This window comes from uncultured Photobacterium sp., assembly GCF_947502415.1.
Taxonomy (GTDB): Bacteria; Pseudomonadota; Gammaproteobacteria; order Enterobacterales; family Vibrionaceae; genus Photobacterium.
Window position 1 is genome coordinate 171945 of record NZ_CANMZV010000003.1, and the last position, 22561, is coordinate 194505.

The following is a 22561-nucleotide window of genomic DNA, read 5'->3' on the forward strand; positions in this document are numbered from 1 at the left end:
AAAATGAGGCGTAAAGCCAGTTAAATTTCACCGCAAACTTTATCGATGATATCGGCACCGAAGCCCATCTTGGCCATCAGTTGATCAACCATCTGGCGTTTACGATCAGTATTAGTATTCGTAATAACCCAGAAAGGGGTATGAGGAATGGCTTTCGGCTTGGTCGTTTTGCCACTTGCCAGCAGTGTCTCTTCGCTTTCAGCAAAATAAACACGTGTACGACCTTTGATTGCCGCGGCTTCAGTAAAGCCTTCCGGATCGATACGATAAAGCGAGGACAGGATCATCATAAATCGGCCGATAGCCTTTTCCTGAGCGGCAAATTCATCAGAAATCAGCAAAGATCGCATTTCCTTGACACGATCCACCTTGACCACGTTACCCGCGTCTTTACTAACCACAACACCTTTTGGACGAACAGGCATAACAACTTCTGCTTCTGGCTGTGCTGTCTGATCTGGCATCATAAGCAGGCGGCGCAAAATATCAGATGCACTTTCACCAATATGCTGTGTTTGACTGGCGATATAACGGTATAGCTCTTCGTCTACCTCAATACTCTTCATCGTAGTGTTCATTATCGTTCCGTTTAAAAATCACCGTGAGATTATAACGTGATCCGAGGTTATACTCTACGGTAAAGCGTTATCAACAAGAGAAAATAGTCAGTGAATCTTCATTATCAAGTGGACGGACAAGGCGAAGCGATCATTTTGATCCACGGCCTCTTTGGCAGCGCCGATAATCTAGGACTTGTCGCCAGAGCTTTGAAAGATAAATACAAAGTTGTAAGCATTGATCTTCGAAACCATGGTCGATCCCCCCATTCAGATAGCTTCACCTATCGTGAAATGGCTGCCGATGTCCTCAAGGTTATCGAACAATGTGATATAGAACGCTTTTCGCTCGTTGGTCATTCTATGGGCGGAAAAGTCGCCATGGCAATGACTGAGCTGGCAGCATCCCGATTCAATCATCTTATTGTGCTGGACATGGCACCGGTGCACTATCAGGTTCACCGCCACCAAAATGTCTTTGCCGGCCTGCAAGAAGTATCCAAACATAATGCCTGTAACAGAAAAGATGCTGAGGCCTACCTGGCACAGCATATTGTTGAACCCGGTGTCCGTCAGTTCTTGCTCAAGTCATTTGCTAAAACCGAAAACGGGTACGACTGGCGGTTCAATGTCGATGGCCTGATAGCCAACTACGATACCATTATGGGCTGGCAGGAAGTTCCGGCCTTTTCCGGTCGCACCCTGTTTATCAAAGGCCAGGATTCAGAATACATCCAGCCGGAACACCGCGAATCTATCGCCCGCCAGTTCCCGACGGCTAAAGCCCATATGATTGCAAACACCGGACATTGGCTACACGCAGAAAAGCCCGAGACGGTAAATCGTATTATTCTTAACTTCTTACAACAGCCCCTAGACCGTTAACAGTCGCCCACTCTCTGTGTTATAGTGCGCGACTAGCTCGGCTTCGACTGCTGTAAGGAGACGAAAATGTTATACGAGCACATGGATTTGCTTGAATCGATTGGGCTAGACTTGCTGTTTGCCGCCATTTTTTTCTTTATTGGCATGGCCATTAAAGATGTTTTAAAGCAAGGCAATGTGCCACCTTTCGGTCGCAGAATCGTCTGGCTGGTCCTTTTTTTGGGCTGTGCCGGCTTTATTACCAAAGGTCTGATCCAACTCAGCTGGGAAGGTGCCGGCATCGGCTAAAATTTCATTTCAGGTATCCAGTGTTAGCGAAAGCTATCATTGAGCATTATGCGATAACCGTATGAAGTAAAACGATACCTGAACAATACGCAAATTGTGCAAATGTTGTAAAGACAAAGCTCAATCCTGCGTTTTCGATCTCTCGCTTGGTTAAACTCGTAGATCGGAATAATGTCATTGAAACTCAGGGCATCCCCTGAACAGATTTATGTATATCGTTACCACCAAGGTTACGGTCAACAACTAAATACAGGTAATCTCTACTATGGCGAGTGTAGGACTCTTCTTTGGTAGCGACACTGGTAATACAGAAGCAGTCGCTAAAATGATCCAAAAGCAACTAGGTAAAAATCTAGTTGAAGTAAAAGATATCGCGAAAAGCAGCAAAGAAGATATCGACAATTTTGACCTACTACTACTGGGCATCCCAACCTGGTACTACGGTGAACCACAGTGCGACTGGGATGACTTCTTCCCTGAACTTGAAAACATCGACTTCTCTACCAAATTGGTAGCAATTTTCGGTTGTGGTGATCAGGAAGACTACGCCGAGTACTTCTGTGACGCGATGGGTACCCTACGTGAAATCGTTGAAGGTCGCGGTGCAACAATCATCGGTCACTTCCCAACAGAAGGCTTTGAATTCGAAGCATCAAAAGCACTCGTTGATGACAACCACTTTGTTGGTCTGTGCGTTGATGAAGACCGCCAGCCTGAACTGACAGAGCAGCGTGTCGAACAGTGGGTCAAACAGATCTACGAAGAGATGTGCCTAGCAGAACTAGAAGACTAAGTTCTCTTTAAAAACGCGCTGAAAGGCGCGTTTTTTGATTTCGAACAGTTTGAGATAACCCTTTTTATCTATGGCCTGTTAATTACGAAACTGCGGCCTTTACGAACATACAATACCCGCCTGACCTGGGAAACAATTTCTCCTCTTTCATTGTTCACATTCACGATAAACTCCGGCAAATATTTTTCTCCCATAACGGTTGCTTGCCACCAAAAAGGCGGCCACATATTTTCAGGAAAACCGAATCATACTTGGCCGATAAAATCGATTCACAATAGCCACGCCATATACCGCAGGATGCATAACACACATTCCTGTAACATTTTTTTAAAATAAAGAAAAGTTACAGATCAGCTAGATTCATCGTTTTTTAAGGTTTATTGTTACCTTATGGTCACTTATAATAAATATATATGAGAAGACTACCGCATCATGTTGTTGCGGCTAGCCAATAGGAAACTCGGATGTCAGATAATAATCACGCACTGAAACAAGCAGGCTTAAAGGTTACGCTTCCGCGCCTTAAAATTCTGGAAGTTCTGCAACAGCCTGACTGCCAACACATTAGTGCTGAAGACTTGTATAAGAAATTAATCGATATTGGTGAAGAAATTGGCCTAGCCACGGTTTACCGCGTTCTTAACCAATTTGATGATGCAGGTATTGTTACCCGTCACCACTTCGAGGGTGGTAAGTCAGTGTTTGAGCTAGCAACTCAACACCATCATGACCATCTGGTTTGCCTTGATTGTGGAAAGGTAATTGAATTTTCAGACGAAATCATCGAGCAGCGCCAAAAAGAAATTGCTGCAAGCTTCAATGTACGTCTGACTAACCATAGCCTGTACCTATATGGTCACTGCATGGAAGGCGATTGCAGTGAAAACCCAAGCCTACACGATAAAAAATAACAAATTATTCTAGGCCTTCACATATATTGATTATTACTTAGACGCTCAACACTAAGTAAAAAAAACCAGCCAAACGGCTGGTTTTTTACTTTTATCGCTTTGCTATACGACAATTAATCGCCAATTTTCGCCCAAGTATCACGCAGGCCAACAGTACGGTTAAATACCAGATTATCAGCCGACGAATCTTTGCTATCTGCGCAGAAGTACCCCGTACGTTCAAACTGGAATGCCTTCTCAGCTTCCGCTGATACCAAAGATGGCTCAACAAACCCCTTCATCACAGTAAGAGACTCAGGGTTGATCACAGAAACAAAATCTTCCGCTGCACCAGGGTTTGGAACAGTAAACAGGCGATCGTACAGACGGAACTCAGCCGGTACACCAGCGTCAGCCGATACCCAGTGGATAACGCCTTTAACCTTACGACCATCAGCAGGGTTTTTACCCAATGTCTCGTTATCGTAAGTACAGAAAATAGTTGTGATATTACCATCTTCATCTTTCTCGATACGCTCGGCCTTGATCACGTACGCTCCACGCAGACGTACTTCTTTACCTAATACCAGACGCTTGTACTTCTTGTTGGCTTCCTCACGGAAATCTTCACGCTCGATGTACACTTCGCGAGTGAATGGTACCTGACGGCTACCCATTTCTGGTTTGTTCGGATGATTAGCCACGTTCAGCATTTCAGCTTCGCCATCAAAGTTTTCGATCACAACTTTGATTGGATCCAAAACGGCCATTGCACGTGGTGCGTTCTCATTCAAGTCATCACGAATACAAGATTCCAGAGAACCCATCTCAATCGTATTATCTTGCTTAGTTACACCGATACGCTTACAGAACTCGCGGATAGATGCAGACGTAAAACCACGACGACGCAGACCTGAAACAGTCGGCATACGTGGGTCATCCCAACCTGAGACCAGATTTTCAGTTACTAGCTGGTTCAGCTTACGCTTGGACATTACTGTATATTCTAGGTTCAGACGGCTAAACTCGTACTGACGAGGCTGACAGTCAATCGTAATGTTATCTAGAACCCAGTCGTACAGGCGGCGGTTATCCATGAACTCTAGCGTACAAATAGAGTGTGTAATACCTTCCAAAGCATCAGAGATACAGTGAGTGAAGTCGTACATTGGGTAAATGCACCACTTATCGCCAGTCTGGTGGTGGTGGGCAAAACGAACACGGTAAATCACGGGATCACGCATAACCATGAACGGTGAAGCCATATCGATTTTTGCACGAAGACACATTTTGCCTTCTTCCACTTCGCCGTTCTTCATTTTTTCGAACAGCTCAAGGTTTTCTTCTACGCTGCGATCACGGTATGGACTTGGCTTACCCGGCTCGGTTAGCGTACCGCGGTATGTCCGCATTTGCTCTGGACTTAGCTCATCAATATACGCTAAGCCTTTATTAATTAATTCAATAGCAAACCCGTATAGCTTATCGAAGTAGTTTGATGAATAACAAATCTCACCACTCCACTCAAAGCCCAACCAGTTAACATCGTTCTTAATAGACTCAACGTATTCGATGTCTTCTTTCTCAGGGTTTGTATCATCAAAACGTAAGTTACATTGACCCTGATAGTCCTGAGCAATACCGAAGTTCAAACAAATTGATTTCGCATGGCCGATATGCAGGTAGCCATTTGGCTCCGGCGGGAATCGGGTATGTACGCTTGTATGTTTGCCACTTGCTAAATCCGCATCGATAATCTGGCGGATAAAGTTAGTTGGACGAGCTTCAGATTCACTCATCAATTACACCTCGTGTGCTGACAGGATTTTAGAACTCTCTATGATCCATAAATATGGGTCACGACTCAACAAATAGTATGCATTGTTTGCCGATATGTATAAAAAAACCCCGCTAATGCGGGGCAAAGTTAACGCATAGGCCTGATAGCAGGCCTTAAGGACAACATTCCACTCAGGATTTCACAACTGAACATAGAAAACCTGACAATGAAACTACCTACGCAGCTTCTGACTATGCTTGTAAAAACATACTCAGAAGCCGGCAGAAACACACACTATGCAAATACCAATAATGATTTAAAGCATCGAGCTAAATTGTTTCTACTTGTTGTTAGTGATGATTGTTTAATTTGAGGGAATTGCCGACTTCATTACAGAGGCCGGCAATTTAGTCTGATAATTATTTAAAAGGCTTTTAAATAATTAAGGTAGTTTTACTGAAGATAAATCTTCAGAGACTGGGATTTTCTTCATCTCACCAGCCACTATTTCAGCTAGAGGACCCAAGATAACCTGCAAGTTATTTGAACCAAGCTTAACCACACCCATTGCACCCAATGCTTTCAACGTTTTCTCATCCGCAAGGCTGCTGTCTTTCAGCGTCAGGCGTAAACGAGTAATACATGCATCGATATTCTCAAGGTTACCGTGACCACCTAAAGCTTTCAGGTACTGCTTAGCAAGCTCACCAGTTTCAGCTGAACCAGCAGCAACCGCACCTTCTTCAGCATCATCGTCTTCACGACCTGGTGTTTTCAGGTTGAACTTAAGAATAACTGCACGGAAGATTGCGTAGTACAGACCGAAGAATACGAGTCCCTGTACAACCAGCATGTACCAATTGGTTGCCAGTGGGTTACGAGTCTGCAGAATCATATCCACAAAACCTGCAGAGAAACCAAAGCCTGAAATCCACTGCATTGACGCAGCGATGTATACAGAGATACCAGTTAGCAATGCGTGAAGCACATACAGGCCAGGTGCCAAGAACATAAATGCGAACTCTAGTGGCTCAGTAACACCGGTGAAGAATGATGCGAAACCAGCAGCAATCATGATAGAAGCTACTTTTTCTTTATTCTTCGATTTAGCTGTATGGTACATAGCCAGTGCCGCACCAGGCAGACCGAACATCATAATAGGGAAGAAACCACCCATGTAGATACCGGTTACACCTGGAGTTGCAACACCAGCATCAATAGATGCCTGACCACCAAGGAAGTTTGGCAAGTCATTAATACCCGCAACATCGAACCAGAATACGGAGTTCAGTGCATGGTGCAAACCAACAGGAATTAGAAGACGGTTAAAGAATGCGTAGATACCAGCACCCGCTTCACCCAAACCTTGGATACCTTCACCGAAAGACACCAGGCCGCCGTATACTGCAGGCCAGATATACATCAGTACAAAAGCAATCAGAATGCCGGCAATAGACATTAAGATAGGAACCAAACGCTTACCGGAGAAGAATGCCAGTGCTTTATGCAGCTCAACATGTGAAAAACGGTTATAAATTTCAGCCGCAACAATACCAACCAAAATACCAACGAACTGGTTATTAATTTTACCAAACGCTGCTGGAACAGCACTGGCATCAATACCCTGAATATTGGCAACTGAACCAGGGGCAAGCAGCGTTGTTACCACAAGGAAGCCAACAAAACCGGACAATGCCGCAGCACCATCTTTATCTTTTGACATACCATACGCAACACCAACGGCAAACAGCACCGACATGTTATCAATAATAGCGGAACCAGCTTTGATCAGAAAAGCTGCCAATGCACTATTTGCACCCCAGCCATTCGGGTCAATCCAGTAACCAATACCCATTAAAATTGCAGCCGCAGGCAGCGTGGCAACAGGCACCATCAACGCTTTACCTACTTTTTGAAAATATCCAAGAATATTCACCCTTAGTTCCCCCTATGGTTTTCTTAGATTCGAAACAGATAACTTATTTTAGTTACCCGATTAAGTTATATGCAGTTTAAGAGTTTAATTTCGCCCCGCAAATTAAAACCTCATCTTTTGTGATCATTATCACCTGCTTGAGTGACAATACAGCGATTTTGCTAGCTCGATCATAAAACTTATTTTATTATCCGAAACAAAGGCCGTAACACGCTAAGATTCTATTGTGATTTCTACTTGAAACGAGGTGTAACCGTGAGACTTATCCCACTGAATAAAGCGAAAGATGTAGGTTTGTGGTCTGCTCGCTATATTGCTGATCGTATTAATAAATTTCAGCCAACAGCAGAGCGTCCTTTTGTATTAGGCTTACCAACTGGTGGCACTCCTCTAGCAACATACAAGCGCTTAATCGAGCTTTATGAGGCAGGTGAAGTAAGTTTTGAGCACGTTGTTACTTTTAATATGGATGAATATATCGGTATCCCAGCCGATCACCCTGAATCCTACCGTAGTTTCATGTATAACAACTTCTTTAGTCACATTGATATTCAAGAAGAAAATATCAATTTGCTACATGGCAACACCCTGGATCACGAAGCAGAATGTCAACGCTACGAAGAGAAAATTAAGTCTTACGGCAGAATCAACCTCTTCATGGGCGGCGTAGGCAATGATGGGCATATTGCTTTCAATGAACCAGCCTCTTCGCTGGCTTCGCGTACCCGTATAAAAACACTGACCGAAGACACACGTATTGCCAATTCACGCTTCTTCGATAACGATATCAACCAGGTACCTAAATACTCACTCACCATTGGTGTCGGTACTCTGCTTGATGCTGAAGAGATCATGATCTTGGTTACCGGCCACAACAAAGCTCTCGCACTTGAAGCTGCAGTTGAAGGCTCCGTAAACCACTTGTGGACGGTTTCCGCCCTTCAGCTACACCCTAAGTCATTAATTGTCTGCGACGAGCCATCAACCCAAGAGTTGAAAGTGAAGACTGTTAAGTACTTCCAAGAGCTTGAAGCTGAAAATATTAAACACCTTTAACAAAGGACTTGTTCATGTACGCGCTAACCAACTGCCGCATTTTTACCGGTAGCGATGTGCTGAATAACCACGCCGTTATTATTGACGGCGTGAACATTCACGCTGTTTGCCCTGCCACAGAGCTACCACAAGACATCAAAACTCAGGATCTGAAAGGGGCGAACCTGACGCCCGGTTTCATTGACCTACAGCTTAACGGCTGTGGCGGTGTGATGCTTAATGACCAAATTAACGCAGACACCATCCACACCATGCACCGTGCAAACCTGAAATCAGGCTGCACTAGCTTCCTGCCGACCCTCATCACCTCGTCCGACGAAGACATGAAAGCTGCCATCGCCGCCGAACGTGAATATCAAAGCAGATACCAGAATCACTCTCTTGGCCTGCACCTGGAAGGGCCTTACCTTAACGTCATGAAAAAAGGTATTCACAGTGTTGATCATATTCGTCGTTCCGACGACGCCATGGTTAAAACCATCTGTGACAATGCCGATGTCGTTGCAAAAGTAACGCTGGCCCCGGAACAGAACCCGCATGAACATATTGAGCAGCTTGTTGATGCAGGTATTGTTGTCTCGGCCGGCCACACCAACGCCACCTACGTAGAAGCACGCAAAGGTTTTGCCTCCGGTATCACCTTCGCTACCCACCTGTTCAATGCCATGACCCCTATTGCGGGTCGAGAGCCGGGCATGGTTGGAGCAATTTACGACACACCTAATGTCTATACTGGTGTGATTGCCGACGGATTCCATGTCGATTACGCCAACATCCGCATTGCGCAGCGCCTGAAAGGAGACAAACTTATTTTGGTCACCGATGCAACTGCACCAGCAGGAGCTGACATTGATCACTTTATTTTTGTCGGCAAGAAAGTATATTACCGTGATGGTAAGTGTGTGGATGAAAACGGCACACTTGGCGGTTCGGCGCTAACAATGATTGAAGCAGTACAAAACAGCGTCGAACATGCAGGTATCGCCCTCGACGAAGCGATTCGTATGGCTACCCTTTACCCTGCCAGAGCTATTGGTGTGGATAACAAGCTGGGAGCCATCAAAAAAGGCATGGTTGCTAACCTTGCTATTTTTGATCGTGACTACAAAGTTCGGGCGACTGTTGTTAACGGTGAATACGAGCAGAACTAACTATGACAGGCGGACAAATTGGTAATGTAGATCTGGTAAAGCAGCTGAACAGCGCGGCTGTTTACAGACTCATAGACTTGCAAGGCCCTATATCACGTATCCAGGTTGCTGACGTCAGTCAGCTTGCTCCTGCAAGTGTTACTAAAATCACCCGCCAATTGCTTGAGCGCGGCCTGATCAAAGAGGTCGCGCAACAAGCTTCTACCGGTGGTCGACGTGCCATTTCGCTGACCACAGAGTCAGCACCATTTCACTCAATTGCAATCCGTCTTGGACGAGACTACATTGAGCTCACTCTTTATGATCTGAGCGGCAAATATATTGCCGGTGCAGCCCATAAATTTATCTATACCAACCAGCAAGAATTGACTGATGGCCTTCTCAGCCACATTCGCCAATTTATCGCAGAAAATCAAAATGTCATGCGCGAGCTGGTTGCTTTCGGCATAACCCTTCCCGGCTTAATAGATCCCGAGAAAGGCATCATTGAATACATGCCGCATATCACAGTTGATCGCTTCCCACTATCAGAAATCATCCGTGAGAAGTTCGGCGTTTCCTGCTTTGTCGGCAACGATATCCGTGGGCTCGCACTTGCTGAACATTATTTCGGAGCCAGCCAGGACTGTGTCGACTCGATTTTAGTCAGCGTTCACCATGGTACGGGCGCAGGCATCATCGTTAACGGTCAGGTATTTTTAGGTTATAACCGCAATGTTGGTGAGATTGGTCATATTCAGATCGATCCGCTTGGCGACAAGTGCCAATGTGGAAACTTTGGTTGCCTGGAAACCGTCGCAGCGAATCCGGCCATTATCAAACACGTTCAAAAGCTACTGGATCAAGGCTACCCAAGCAGCCTGCAGGAACTTGAAGGTGTCACCATGCCTGCTATCTGCGAAGCCGCTAATAAAGGTGATGAACTTGCTAGTCAGGCTCTTATCCGGGTTGGCAACCAGTTAGGCAAGGCTCTGGCCATGACTATCAATTTATTCAACCCGCAAAAAATCGTAGTTGCAGGAGATATCACCCAAGCTCAAGAAGTTATCTTCCCGGCTATTCGCCGCTGCATCGAAACCCAGTCCCTGTCGACCTTTAACAAGGATCTACCGATTGTCGAATCACAGCTGTACAACCAGCCGACTATCGGAGCTTTTTCAATGATTAAGCGGGCGATGCTAAATGGCGTGCTATTGCAACGCTTGTTAGAAGACTAAAGAGCTAAAAAACAACGTATAAGAGTATCGATTTAAGCAAAAATATTTTACAGGGGCATGTATCGGACAGGTACATGCCCCTTGTGTTATATTGCGTAAAACCACCAGATCCCCTCCAGAAGAAAAAAGAAATCACAGGAACACTAATCTCATCATGGAACTCGTATATATTATTGCCGCTTTCTTAGCTGGCTTTATCGCCCTGAGGTGCAAGCTTCCTCCGCTTGTGGGCTTTCTAATTGCAGGTTTTGCCCTTAATAGTGCAGGCTACCAGTCAACCGATGTACTCACAGCACTTGCCGAGCTCGGGGTTACCTTGCTGCTATTTTCTATCGGTCTCAAACTGGATGTAAAAACACTGCTGACCAAAGAAATCTGGGGCGGTGCAACCTTGCACAACATCCTCTCAACCGGTCTATTTACCCTGGCATTATTAGCACTGAAACAACTGGGACTGAGTATGCTCGGCGAGCTTGATATTATGCAGCTTGCTTTACTTGCCTTTGCCCTATCCTTCTCAAGTACCGTATTTGCTATTAAGGCATTACAGGAAAAAGGCGAACTCAATGCTACCTACGGAACACTGGCCATCGGTATCTTGGTTATGCAGGATATCTTCGCGGTTATCTTCCTAACAGTCTCAACAGGAAAAATTCCCGAGATCACAGCCTTGGCGCTATTTGCTCTTCCGCTACTTCGTCCTTCACTGTTCAAAATCCTCGACAAAGCTGGGCACGGGGAGATGCTGGTTCTATACGGAATTTTCCTCGCTTTGGTCGCCGGTGCCGGTCTGTTTGAGGCTGTCGGCATGAAAGCGGATCTTGGCGCTCTGATCATGGGGATGATGCTTGCAGCACATCCTAAAGCTTCGGAAATGTCCAAATCGCTGTTTAACTTAAAGGAGCTACTACTGGTCTGCTTCTTCCTCAACATCGGTCTTTCCGAAGAGCCCACGATAAATGGTTTCTTGATGGCTGTTGTTTTGATCTTGCTGCTGCCAATCAAAGGACTCCTGTATTACGTCACCTTCAACCTTTTCCGTTTTCGGGTTCGTACCTCGCTGCTTGGTACTCTGACCCTCTTCAACTACAGCGAATTTGGCCTGATTGTCGGCGGCCTTGCCTATAACATGGGGCTGCTGCCTGGTAGCTTCCTGGTTGCCATCGCCATTGCGGTCTCCATTTCTTTCCTTATCTCGGCTCCCCTTAATAGTATTGGTCACCGCCTATACAAAGACGCATCGAAATGGCTGAAAGAGTACGAGCCGGAAAAACTCAATACCAGCGATCGTCTTATCGACCTTGGCGATAAGAAAATCATGATCCTGGGAATGGGCCGCATTGGTACCGGAGCCTATGATGAACTGGTCGAACGCTATGGAGAGCAGGTCATAGGTATTGAAGCCCGTGAAGACTCAGTTCAGGGACACAGAGAGGAAGGCCGTAATGTCATCCATGGCGATGCTACTGACCCTGATTTTTGGGCCCGAGTCGTATCACGCCACAACACGGAGCTTATCCTGCTAGCAATGCCACACAGCCAAGCTAACAGCTTTGCTCTTGAGCAAATTCGTGAACGCGACTACCAAGGAAAAATTGCCGCTATCGCCAAATACAACGATGATGAAGCACTACTGAACGAGCTTGGCGTCGATGCCGCCTTCAATATCTACAACGAAGCCGGTAGTGGCTTTGCTCGCCATGTTTGTGAACATTTATCACCACAAATTAAACCACTGTAGAGCTTTATTCTGTTCTTTTTGTTCAACGGCAGCTTCGGCTGCCGTTCATTTTTCCGTTCAAAACACCACCCAACATTAGAAATAATTCAGTTAAAGCCAATTATTTTAAATTTAATTCACCGCAAAGCCTTTCCTTTAATTGATTTGAGGTTTTTGGTTGCATTTATTTACTGAATACGCAATTTTAAAAATCAAGAACGGCAGGGCAAGGCTCCAAACCCTAGTAGCAAGTTCCTTAAATGAAGGAACTGACCCTGCCAAGAAATTCAGAACAGCAACAAGCGATTTAAAGTTGGAGTGGGAAGTATGTGTTCAGTATTCGGTATCTTAGACATTAAAAGTGATGCGGCAGCATTACGTGAAACTGCACTAGAAATGTCTAAAAAAATGCGTCACCGCGGTCCTGACTGGTCAGGTATCTATTCGTCTGAGAAAGCTATTCTGGTGCACGAGCGCCTGGCTATCGTTGACCTGAATAGCGGTGAACAGCCTCTGTATAACGAGGACAAAACACATGCACTAGCTGTCAACGGCGAAATTTATAACCACAAAGAACTACAGGCAGAATTTGCGCCTGACTACCCTTTCCAAACCGAGTCTGACTGTGAAATCATTCTGGCTCTGTACAAAGAAAAAGGCCCGGAACTGCTGGATTACCTCAACGGTATTTTCGGCTTCATCCTTTACGATGAGAAAGAAGATGCTTATCTGATCGGCCGTGACCATATCGGTATTATCCCGCTTTACCATGGTCATGATGAGCACGGTAACTACTATGTAGCATCTGAAATGAAAGCTCTAGTTCCAGTTTGTAAAACTATCAGCGAGTTCCCTCCAGGCCATTTCCTATGGAGCAAAAAAGGTGAGCCAGTGCGTTACTACAAACGTGACTGGATGGAGTTTGACAGCGTAGCTGAAGCGAAAACAGATAAAGTTGAGTTGGCTGAAGCGCTGGAAGGTGCAGTAAAACGCCAATTGATGACTGACGTACCATACGGTGTATTACTATCAGGCGGCCTGGATTCATCGGTTATTTCAGCTATCACAAAAAAATTCGCAGCGCGCCGAATCGAAGATGACGAACAATCCGAGGCCTGGTGGCCAACACTTCACTCTTTTGCAGTCGGTCTTGAAGGTGCTCCGGATCTGAAAGCAGCAAAAAAAGTGGCTGACCATATTGGAACCGTTCACCATGAACTAACCTACACCGTACAAGAAGGGCTGGATGCAATCCGCGATGTGATTTACCACATTGAAACCTATGATGTAACGACTATCCGTGCCTCAACACCGATGTACCTAATGTCACGTAAAATCCGTGCAATGGGGATCAAGATGGTACTATCCGGTGAAGGTGCCGATGAAGTATTCGGTGGCTACCTATACTTCCACAAGGCACCAAATGCCAAGGAATTCCATGAAGAAACAGTACGTAAGCTATTAGCTCTGAACATGTTCGACTGTGCACGAGCGAACAAGTCGATGGCAGCCTGGGGTATCGAAGCCCGTGTTCCGTTCCTCGACAAAGACTTCCTGGAAGTAGCAATGCGCGTAAACCCGGAAGACAAAATGTGTGGCAACGGTAAGATGGAAAAACATATCATTCGTGAATGTTTCGGCCACTACCTGCCAGAATCAGTCGCATGGCGCCAGAAAGAGCAGTTCTCGGATGGTGTGGGCTATAGCTGGATCGATTCCCTAAGAGAAGTCGCTGAAGCCAAGATTACTGAACAACAGCTTGAAACTGCGAAGTTCCGCTTCCCGTACAACACGCCAACCACGAAGGAAGGCTACATGTACCGCGAAATCTTTGAAGAGCTATTCCCTCTTGCTGATGCTGCGAAGTGTGTACCTGGCGGCCCGTCTATCGCATGTTCAAGCGCCAAGGCAATTGAATGGGATGAGAGCTTCAAAAACAGTGCCGACCCATCTGGCCGTGCCGTTGCAGCAGTTCACAACGAAGCATACGACAAGTAAGCAAGACAACTGCACGATAAAAATGACAAAGCGGGAGCCATTGGCTCCCGCTTTTTATGCTTCCGAATAAGACAAAGAAGATTCAGCAGTCCTTTGGTATTAAACGTCTTCAATAAAAAAACCGCCTTTCGGCGGCTTTTCTATGAATTGCAATTAAGCACTTTTTTCAAAGCCAGTTCGTTCAAGAGCAAAAAGAAAGTGCGGAGCTTATAAGCATAAGTGGGCACTTTCGATACCGATATTGAGCAAAGAGGCAAAGAAAACAGGGATTAACGTTCCCAGTATGCTTCTTCCAAACTATCTTCACGCTCAGGCAGACCGCGAGAAAGACGTGGTGAGTGCTGTGCCAGAACCTCGTAACTCACACGGTTCGAGTACAGGCAAACCTGCGAGAACGATGAGTAAGTCAGGAAGCTATATTGATGCTTGCTCGACTTAGGCACATTTTCGCGGTGGTAGCGGTTCGCAGACATATCGTGCAACAGTGCTGACAGTGCACCGTCACCGGCACCATTAGTATTCTTAATTCGCTCTGGGCCACCCATGTATGGTGCAATGTGCGAGAAGACTTTGATTGGTTCATCACAGTCAGTCTTCAGCATTGGTCGGCTGAACTCGTAACGGTTAAACTCTGGGATTTCACCCGGTAGCAACGGCAAGCTAGTCTCGCGCTTGGCTGCATTTTCCGTATAACCGGCTGTGTACAAACCTACAGGACCAGCAGTGCAAAGCACAAGATCAACCCATTCCAGAGTTTTCTCTGAAGCAACAAGTGGATCATGTTCACCCGTCAGTGCCTCAGCTTCGTCTTCGTTCATTGCAACAACTGTTACATGATCACGCAGGAAGTCACGCCACCACTGGGGATCATCTTCGATCACAAACTTAGTACCCAGGGTCAGAACTACAGGTACGTCATGCTTTTTCGCATATTCGATAGCGCGCATTGTTGCTTCAGGCATTGGGTCACCGTCTTTACAGCGAACCAGGTAAGCCGTCAGAACCAGCGCTGAAGCACGCTCAAATACTGACTCAGGAATGCTGTCAGGAGACAGCTGGTTCATGCGACCTTCGTTGATCGCGAACGTACGCTCACCTTCTTTGGAGATCAGAGCAAAACAGCGACCAATCGGGCCACATACCGGCTGAAGGTGGTTCATATCCATACGGCTGGATGTATTACAAAGGTAACGGTATGCGTAGCTACCGATCTCAATGTCTTTACTCATCACGCCCAATAAAACTGAACGGTCATCAGCCAATACTGAGTAGTTGTGTAGGGTATTACCAATAGTACCACCGGCAAATTCATGGCTGATCAGATCGTTTTCTTTCAGCTCCTGATACAGGGCTTCGGCTTTCTCGTCAGTAATTACCAGCGAGTGGCCTTTACTTAGCTCATAACGTTCCAGGAATTCATCATCGACACACGCTTCAATATCAACCAAAGTCTGGTCAATACCCACCACATGGGTACGTGTTAGACGTTTTTCTTGTTTGGTTTGACTTAGAAGAGGATCACGCGCATGTACCGGAAAATAATGCTTAGATTTTCGTTGGCCTGGAAATTTCATGTCAATGAGCTGTATGTTGGGAAATTTTGCGAATTCTATCACAGAATATAGAACAGAAAAGAAAAAGCTCTCACACTTTTTGAGAACTTCAACTTTTTTTAAGGAAAGATATGAGTACAGGCTTTACAAACTGTTACCACCCCTGACTATGCTGCTCCACCAGCCGAGCCATCATATCAATATGGGCAGGACGATCATTCAGACATGGGATTAAGTTAAATTCTTCGCCCCCCGCCTCTATAAACGTTTCTTTGCATTGCTCGGCAATTTCTTCCAACGTTTCCAGGCAATCGACAGAAAAAGCCGGGCACATTACATCCAACCGTTTAACGCCCTTTTTAGCCAGTTCAGCAATAGTTTGATCTGTATATGGTTTGAGCCACTCTTCACGACCAAAGATTGACTGGTAACTCATGCTCATTTTTTCCCGAGACATGCCCAAAGCGTCAGCAAGCAATGCTGTGGTTCCATTACAATGTTCCGGATACGGATCGCCATTGTCGGCGTAACGTTTAGGGATACCATGGTATGAACACAACAAATAGTCTGGTTTACCATGCTGCTTCCAGAAATCCGTAACGGAGCCAGCCAATGCGGCAATATAGTCCGGATGATCAAAATACTGGTTCACAAAGCGTAATTCGGGGATATCAGCACGCGACTTCAGTACCTTGGCAACTTTATCGAATACCGCTGCCGTTGTCGTTCGCGAATACTGCGGATATAACGGCAACACCAACACCTTATCGCAGCCTTGCCGCTTCAAACTATCCAGGCCAGAAAGAATGCAAGGATTTCCATAAGTCATTCCCAGTTCCACTGGCACTCCAAGCTTATGATTAAGCTGCTGCTGCTGGCGGCGGGAATACACCATCAAGGGTGACCCCTCTTCCATCCAGACCGATTGGTACAATTTAGCCACTTTCGGCGAACGAATAGGCAGAATCACGCCATGCAAGATCGGACACCACAACCAGCGCGTCATATCGACTACTCGCTGATCATGCAAAAATTCAGACAAAAAACGTTTTACAGCCGCCGGCGAGGCTTCATCAGGGGTACCGAGGTTGACCAGCAACACCCCATATTTATTGTTATCGCTTTTCTGGCTCATACTATTCTTCGCAATATCTTAAGCGCTGACATATCAAAACTTTACCAGCTTTACTCCAAGCTGAACACCTATAAAAAAACGGGCTAACCCTAAGGCCAACCCGTCTGTCACGTTCGCTTTACCGCATCAGGATGCAATTAAGCCAGTGCTTTTTCCAGCTCTGCGCTTACAGCTTCAACAGCCTGAGTACCGTCAAATTTCAGGTACTTAGTGTTGCCAGCTTCAGCTTCTTTACCATAGTAAGCAATCAGAGGTGCTGTTTGCTCATGGTATACGCCAAGGCGAGCACGTACTGTTTCTTCTTTGTCGTCATCACGAACAACAAGATCTTCACCAGTAACGTCATCTTTGCCTTCAACTTTAGGCGGATTGTAAACAACGTGGTATGTACGACCAGAAGCAAGGTGAGCACGACGGCCCGCCATACGCTCAACGATCACTGCATCAGGAACGTCGAACTCGATAACGTAGTCTACATTTACGCCAACTTCTTTCAGACCATCAGCCTGTGGGATAGTGCGAGGGAAACCGTCTAGCAGGAAGCCTTTTGCACAATCGTCTTCAGCAATGCGCTCTTTAACCAGGCCTAGGATGATATCGTCAGACACCAACTGACCAGCATCGATAACTGATTTCGCTTGCTTACCCAGCTCTGTACCAGCCTTGATTGCTGCACGTAGCATGTCACCAGTAGAAATTTGTGGAATACCAAACTTCTCCATGATGAATTGTGCCTGAGTACCTTTACCTGCACCTGGAGCGCCCAGAAGAATGATGCGCATCTTGATCCCCTTTAATAAAATGGAGTATTGCAAAAACATGAAAAATACACTGATTAGCTTATCGTCGCAAGCCCGACACTATGGCCGGACTTCGATTACATGCTTTATCAGAATACTATTTGACGCTGACAAGATAATCGATAAGAACTTAGTCAAACCGACGGATAACAGCCCAATTATGACAACAGCTTATTTACCGCAGCCAGGAACTGAGACGGATCTTCCACCGAGCCGCGTTCAGCCAGCATCGCCTGACCAAGCAGCATTTCAACCCAACGGCCAAACACTTCTTCATCTGCCTCATCCGCCATCTTAATAACCAGCGCATGCTCTGGGTTCAGCTCAAGAATATACTTCACTTCCGGAGCTTCATGACCCGCCGCAGCCAGCAGCTTAGCCATTTGAGTACCCATTTCATTTTCGCCAGTCACGACAACTGCCGGCGTATCATGCAGTTTAAATGTCGTACGGACATCCTGAACGCGCTCACCCAAGTAAGATTTTGTGCGCTCAATCACAGACTTAAATGCTTCTTCCGTCTCTTTGTGCTTCTCTTTCTCTTCTTCGTTTTCAAACTTAGATAGATCCAGATCCGCCTTTGTGATTGCCTGGAAGGACTTACCATCAAATTCTGGCAGGTGTCCCATCAGCCACTCATCGATACGATCATGCATAAGCAGCACTTCCAGCCCCTTAGCACGGAACTGCTCAAGGTGCGGGCTGTTCTTCGCAGCAGTAAAGCTGTCTGCAGTCAGGAAGTAAATCTTATCCTGACCTTCTTTCATACGCTCAACATAGTCGCCCAATGAAACGGTCTGCTCAACGCTGTCAGTATGAGTCGAACTGAAACGTAGTAGTTTCGCAACTTTCTCACGGTTAGCAAAATCTTCTGCCGGGCCTTCTTTCAGCACCTGACCAAATTCATTCCACAGAGTCTGATACTTCTCTGTATCGTTCTTCGCCAGGCGATCCATCATAGTCAATGCACGCTTGGTACATGCCTTACGCAATGCCTGGGTTACTTTGTTGTCTTGCAGAATTTCACGAGAAACATTCAGCGGCAAATCGTTCGAGTCAATCAGACCACGCATAAAACGCAGGTAAGACGGCATAAACTGCTGGGCATCATCCATGATAAAGACGCGCTGTACGTATAGCTTCAGCCCGTGCTTGCTTTCACGGTTATTAAGATCCCAAGGCGCCTTAGATGGAATATAAAGCAGGCTGGTGTAATCCTGAGTGCCTTCTACGCGATTGTGGCTCCATGATAGCGGCTCAGCAAAGTCATGCGAAACGTGCTTGTAGAATTCCTGATATTCTTCATCGGAGATCTCAGACTTATTGCGGGTCCACAGGGCTTGAGCCTTGTTAATCTGTTCCCACTTTTTACCGGTTTCCTTGCCTTCTTCATCACATTCCACGGTCTGAATTTGAACAGGAATACCGATATGGTCCGAGTACTTGCCGATAATGTCGCGCAGGCGATACTCACTCAAAAATTCTTTCTCATCAGCACGCAAGTGCAAGATGATCTCAGTACCACGTTCAGCTTTCTCGATATCTTCAACCGAGTAATCTCCTTCGCCTGTTGAATGCCAACGAACAGCCTGATCGGCTGCAACACCTGCCATACGGGTATTCACTGTAACCGCATCTGCAACAATAAACGCAGAATAAAAGCCTACACCAAATTGACCGATCAACTGAGAGTCTTTTGACTGTTCATCGCTCAGTTGGGCAAAGAAATCCTTGGTGCCAGATTTGGCGATGGTACCCAGATGCTCAATCACATCTTCGCGAGTCATACCGATACCGTTATCACTTATGGTAAGCGTACCCGCCTCTTCGTTGAATGACAGCTTGACGCCCAGCTCAGCATTATTCTCATATAAATCAGGCTGTGACAATGCACGAAAACGCAGCTTATCGGCAGCATCCGACGCATTAGAAATCAGCTCACGCAGAAAGATCTCTTTGTTCGAATACAGTGAGTGGATCATCAGATGCAAAAGCTGTTTAACTTCCGACTGAAAACCGCGTGTTTCCTTGTTTTTATGGATATTTTGCTCGCTCATTTCAACTCCGTAATTAACTGTATTACGTAATTCATAACAATTCATTATATAGATATGGTCATCGACGGTAATTTCAACCTAAAATACGGTTTTTATATAATTTAGATTTTTTCAGCCTGTTCTTATGATGATTAATATTCAGACCATATTCAGGCAAATCATGATATACAAGCCGCTCAACTGTACCATCGGTGCTAAAAATGAATAACGCTTCAAATAAGTTTTTGATTGGGAATAGATTCATATTTGACCCATATGACAATAGCCTGATCGACCAATTCGAGAACGATGAACTCACCCGACTTGGCAGCAATGAAAGCCGTGCATTAAGCCTCCTTATCGAAGAGCCAGGGGCTATCATCACTCGTATCCGCTTACATAACTATGTATGGCGCGAACAAGGCTTTGAAGTTGATGACTCAAGCCTGACTCAGGCCATTTCGACGCTTCGAAAGGCACTGAAAGACTCAACCAAATCACCGGAATTCATCAAGACAGTGCCTAAGCGTGGCTATCAGATGATTGCGCCGATTGAAGAATTTAGCGCTAAACTCGATGTTGCCGAACCAGCCTATAAAGCAAACCAGTCAAATGCCGCCGAACCGGAATCGGGCAACTTACAGCCGGCATCAATGCCGCCGCTCCAGAGCACAGCAACTATCGCTGGAGAATTCAGCGCCCATAGTAAGCCAAGAGCTCGCCGGCCCAAGTCGACATTGAACCTACTCAGTGGTATCGCGATCCTCATCGCCTGCCTGCTGCCGATCCTGGTCAACATGAGCTTCCCGCCCAAATCAGCAGCTTTTAAGCCGCTGCTTGAAATTGACGGTATAAAAGTATTAACCCCGAAAAACCATCCGGATATTTCTCAATGGAACTCAATGATCACCAGCTGTGTAGAAAACTACCTCCAGCATCATAAAGGTGATATTCGCCCTGTCGAAATAATCGCAACAGGGGGGCAAAGCAAGCAACTATGGCTCAACTACATCCACAATACATCTGAGCCAACCGAAAACGTTACGCTACGTTTGCTAACGAGCCATGAGGACAATACTCAGCTATGTCAGTGACTAATAAACGAGATCTAATGCCATCCTTCGTAAAACGATACTGGGCATTCATTATATTGGCCCTATCGGCAATATTCAGTGCCTGGTTATATTTCTCCAGCGACTACAAGCAAGAGCAACTGTTAATGTCACGTGAATGGCTGTCGAGCTCTGTCAGCCGAATCCAACCGACGCAACTTGATCAGCTTGGAATGCTGCGCAGGGTTGAGCAAAACAGTCATGTGGTCTACCTGCCCAACCACTCGTACTCACGTATCACCCAGCTCAAGCTGTTCAGCGAAAGCGAGCAGCCGTTAACTTTGCATATTTCTGAATCTGGCAACTGGGATGTCAGCGGAGGCTACCTACTGACAGAGCCAATGGAGTTCAAAGATATTACCTCCGGTCAAAATCAAGACTTCAAGAAACATCACCTATCGGTTGTTAAACAAGTTTTCCGCATGGATGCCCAGCAAAGCCGCCGAATTGATGTTATCAACGAAAAGTCGCTGCTACTTACCAGTCTGACCTACGGCTCAAATATCCTGTATTCGTTGTAAGAAAAGCAGCTTAGGTAAGCCTAAAAAAAGGGGGGGGGGAAACATTGACTTCCCCCCAATGACAATGAACATCCCTATAATTAACTACTTAAGTAATACCAAAGAAAACAAAAAAAAGGCAAAAAAATACCAACGTCCAGATAACTCTGTCAGTTGGCATTTATTGAAGTGGATTTACTTTCAATTAATCCATTTTTAATAGAGCTTATGGCGTCCTGCAATGGAATGAGACAGGGTGGTACCATCGACCAGTTCTAGCTCACCGCCAACAGGCACACCATGGGCAATGCGGGTTGCCGGAATGTCGTACTCGCTACATAGCTCGGCAATATAGTGCGCTGTCGCCTCACCTTCCACAGTCGGATTTGTCGCCAGTATCAGTTCCGAAATATGCTCGTTCTGCATCCGGAACTCAAGCACATCCAGTCCAATATCTGAAGGTCCAATCCCGTCTAGCGGAGACAAGTGTCCCATCAAAACGAAATAACGACCTGAAAACTGTCCTGTTGACTCAACAGCAACAATATCGGCCGGGGTTTCGACCACACAGATCTGGCCATTTTCCTGACGACGAGGATTAGCGCAGATAGCACAAACATCCTCTTCAGTGAAAGTACGACAGCTTTGGCAATGCCCGATATCCGTCATTGCTTTACTCAGAGCCTCTGCCAGCTGCAAACCGCCCTGACGATTACGCTGCAACAAACTGAAGGCCATCCGTTGCGCCGACTTGGGGCCAACCCCAGGCAAACAACGCAAGGCCTCCATCAACTGTTCCAGTAAAAGACTGGTACGCATTGATTAGAATGGCATCTTAAAGCCAGCAGGTAGGTTCATACCACCTGTAACACCAGCCATTTTCTCTTTCTGAGCTTCTTCTACGCGTCGTGCTGCATCGTTGAATGCGGCAGCAATCAGATCTTCCAGCATGTCTTTGTCGTCTTCCATCAGGCTGTCATCCAGCTCAACACGACGAACACTGTGACTACCAGTAATTGTTACTTTCACTAGGCCAGCACCAGACTCGCCAGTTACTTCCATGTTTGCGATCTCTTCTTGCATCTGCTGCATGCGCTCTTGCATCTGCTGCGCCTGCTTCATCATGTTAGCCATACCGCCTTTACCAAACATAC

20 protein-coding genes are annotated in these 22561 nt (G+C 46.0%); 11 read left to right on the forward strand and 9 right to left on the reverse strand.

Annotated features, from left to right (window positions below; all coding sequences use genetic code 11):
* Positions 1–20: 20 nt before the first annotated feature.
* Entirely contained in the window at positions 21–566 is a 546-nt protein-coding gene (seqA, locus tag Q0852_RS04975) for a replication initiation negative regulator SeqA (protein ID WP_299014978.1), read from the reverse strand.
* Positions 567–668: 102 nt separating this feature from the next.
* On the opposite strand from seqA, the gene Q0852_RS04980 reads away from it, so the two are divergent.
* The 4 genes from Q0852_RS04980 (at position 669) to fcrX (ending at position 3434) form a co-directional block, all read left to right on the forward strand.
* Positions 669–1442, forward strand: coding sequence for an alpha/beta fold hydrolase (locus tag Q0852_RS04980; protein WP_299014731.1), 774 nt, complete (start codon positions 669–671; stop codon positions 1440–1442).
* Between the two features lie 66 nt (positions 1443–1508).
* Positions 1509–1730: a DUF2788 domain-containing protein gene (locus Q0852_RS04985; protein WP_299014734.1), complete on the forward strand. Its 222-nt coding sequence runs from the start codon at positions 1509–1511 to the stop codon at positions 1728–1730.
* Between the two features lie 265 nt (positions 1731–1995).
* Positions 1996–2523 (forward strand): flavodoxin FldA, encoded by a 528-nt coding sequence (gene fldA, locus Q0852_RS04990; RefSeq protein WP_299014737.1) that lies wholly within the window; start codon positions 1996–1998, stop codon positions 2521–2523.
* 464 nt (positions 2524–2987) lie between these two features.
* Positions 2988–3434, forward strand: a complete 447-nt coding sequence (gene fcrX / locus Q0852_RS04995; RefSeq protein WP_299014740.1) for a ferric iron uptake transcriptional regulator FcrX — start codon at positions 2988–2990, stop codon at positions 3432–3434.
* A gap of 113 nt (positions 3435–3547) precedes the next feature.
* Here the strand turns inward: fcrX and glnS are convergent, their stop codons facing one another.
* Together glnS and nagE are read right to left on the reverse strand one after the other, a co-directional pair.
* Positions 3548–5212 carry a glutamine--tRNA ligase gene (gene glnS, locus Q0852_RS05000; RefSeq protein ID WP_299014743.1) on the reverse strand — a complete coding sequence of 555 codons (1665 nt, stop codon included), beginning with the start codon at positions 5210–5212 and terminating at the stop codon, positions 3548–3550.
* A 423-nt stretch (positions 5213–5635) separates the two neighbouring features.
* Positions 5636–7129, reverse strand: a complete 1494-nt coding sequence (nagE, locus tag Q0852_RS05005; RefSeq protein WP_299014746.1) for an N-acetylglucosamine-specific PTS transporter subunit IIBC — start codon at positions 7127–7129, stop codon at positions 5636–5638.
* A gap of 255 nt (positions 7130–7384) precedes the next feature.
* On the opposite strand from nagE, the gene nagB reads away from it, so the two are divergent.
* The 5 genes from nagB to asnB all read left to right on the forward strand — a co-directional run bounded on the left by nagB (position 7385) and on the right by asnB (position 14271).
* Positions 7385–8185 carry a glucosamine-6-phosphate deaminase gene (gene nagB / locus Q0852_RS05010; protein WP_299014749.1) on the forward strand — a complete coding sequence of 267 codons (801 nt, stop codon included), beginning with the start codon at positions 7385–7387 and terminating at the stop codon, positions 8183–8185.
* A gap of 14 nt (positions 8186–8199) precedes the next feature.
* A complete protein-coding gene (gene nagA / locus Q0852_RS05015; protein ID WP_299014752.1) occupies positions 8200–9336 on the forward strand; it encodes an N-acetylglucosamine-6-phosphate deacetylase in 1137 nt (378 codons plus the stop codon).
* A gap of 2 nt (positions 9337–9338) precedes the next feature.
* Positions 9339–10553, forward strand: coding sequence for an ROK family protein (locus Q0852_RS05020; RefSeq protein WP_299014755.1), 1215 nt, complete (start codon positions 9339–9341; stop codon positions 10551–10553).
* A 154-nt stretch (positions 10554–10707) separates the two neighbouring features.
* Positions 10708–12294: a cation:proton antiporter family protein gene (locus Q0852_RS05025; protein WP_299014760.1), complete on the forward strand. Its 1587-nt coding sequence runs from the start codon at positions 10708–10710 to the stop codon at positions 12292–12294.
* Between the two features lie 306 nt (positions 12295–12600).
* Complete coding sequence (gene asnB, locus Q0852_RS05030; protein WP_299014763.1) at positions 12601–14271, forward strand: asparagine synthase B; 1671 nt, start codon at positions 12601–12603, stop codon at positions 14269–14271.
* Between the two features lie 269 nt (positions 14272–14540).
* Here asnB and Q0852_RS05035 read toward each other — a convergent pair whose 3' ends face one another.
* The 4 genes from Q0852_RS05035 to htpG all read right to left on the reverse strand — a co-directional run bounded on the left by Q0852_RS05035 (position 14541) and on the right by htpG (position 19816).
* On the reverse strand, positions 14541–15845 hold the full coding sequence (locus Q0852_RS05035) for an inosine/guanosine kinase (RefSeq protein WP_299014766.1): 1305 nt from the start codon (positions 15843–15845) through the stop codon (positions 14541–14543).
* Between the two features lie 133 nt (positions 15846–15978).
* Positions 15979–16959: a ferrochelatase gene (hemH, locus tag Q0852_RS05040; RefSeq protein ID WP_299014769.1), complete on the reverse strand. Its 981-nt coding sequence runs from the start codon at positions 16957–16959 to the stop codon at positions 15979–15981.
* Positions 16960–17096: 137 nt separating this feature from the next.
* The gene (gene adk / locus Q0852_RS05045) at positions 17097–17741 is read right to left on the reverse strand and encodes an adenylate kinase (RefSeq protein WP_299014772.1); all 645 of its coding nucleotides are present in this window, start codon (positions 17739–17741) and stop codon (positions 17097–17099) included.
* Between the two features lie 176 nt (positions 17742–17917).
* On the reverse strand, positions 17918–19816 hold the full coding sequence (gene htpG / locus Q0852_RS05050) for a molecular chaperone HtpG (RefSeq protein WP_299014775.1): 1899 nt from the start codon (positions 19814–19816) through the stop codon (positions 17918–17920).
* 200 nt (positions 19817–20016) lie between these two features.
* On the opposite strand from htpG, the gene Q0852_RS05055 reads away from it, so the two are divergent.
* Together Q0852_RS05055 and Q0852_RS05060 are read left to right on the forward strand one after the other, a co-directional pair.
* A complete protein-coding gene (locus Q0852_RS05055) occupies positions 20017–20889 on the forward strand; it encodes a transcriptional regulator (RefSeq protein WP_299014778.1) in 873 nt (290 codons plus the stop codon).
* A gap of 17 nt (positions 20890–20906) precedes the next feature.
* Positions 20907–21428, forward strand: coding sequence for a regulatory protein ToxS (locus tag Q0852_RS05060; RefSeq protein WP_299014781.1), 522 nt, complete (start codon positions 20907–20909; stop codon positions 21426–21428).
* 195 nt (positions 21429–21623) lie between these two features.
* Here the strand turns inward: Q0852_RS05060 and recR are convergent, their stop codons facing one another.
* Both recR and Q0852_RS05070 read right to left on the reverse strand, forming a co-directional pair.
* Positions 21624–22226 (reverse strand): recombination mediator RecR, encoded by a 603-nt coding sequence (gene recR / locus Q0852_RS05065; protein ID WP_299014784.1) that lies wholly within the window; start codon positions 22224–22226, stop codon positions 21624–21626.
* Positions 22227–22229: 3 nt separating this feature from the next.
* Entirely contained in the window at positions 22230–22559 is a 330-nt protein-coding gene (locus tag Q0852_RS05070; protein WP_299014787.1) for a YbaB/EbfC family nucleoid-associated protein, read from the reverse strand.
* Between the last annotated feature and the right edge of the window lie 2 nt (positions 22560–22561).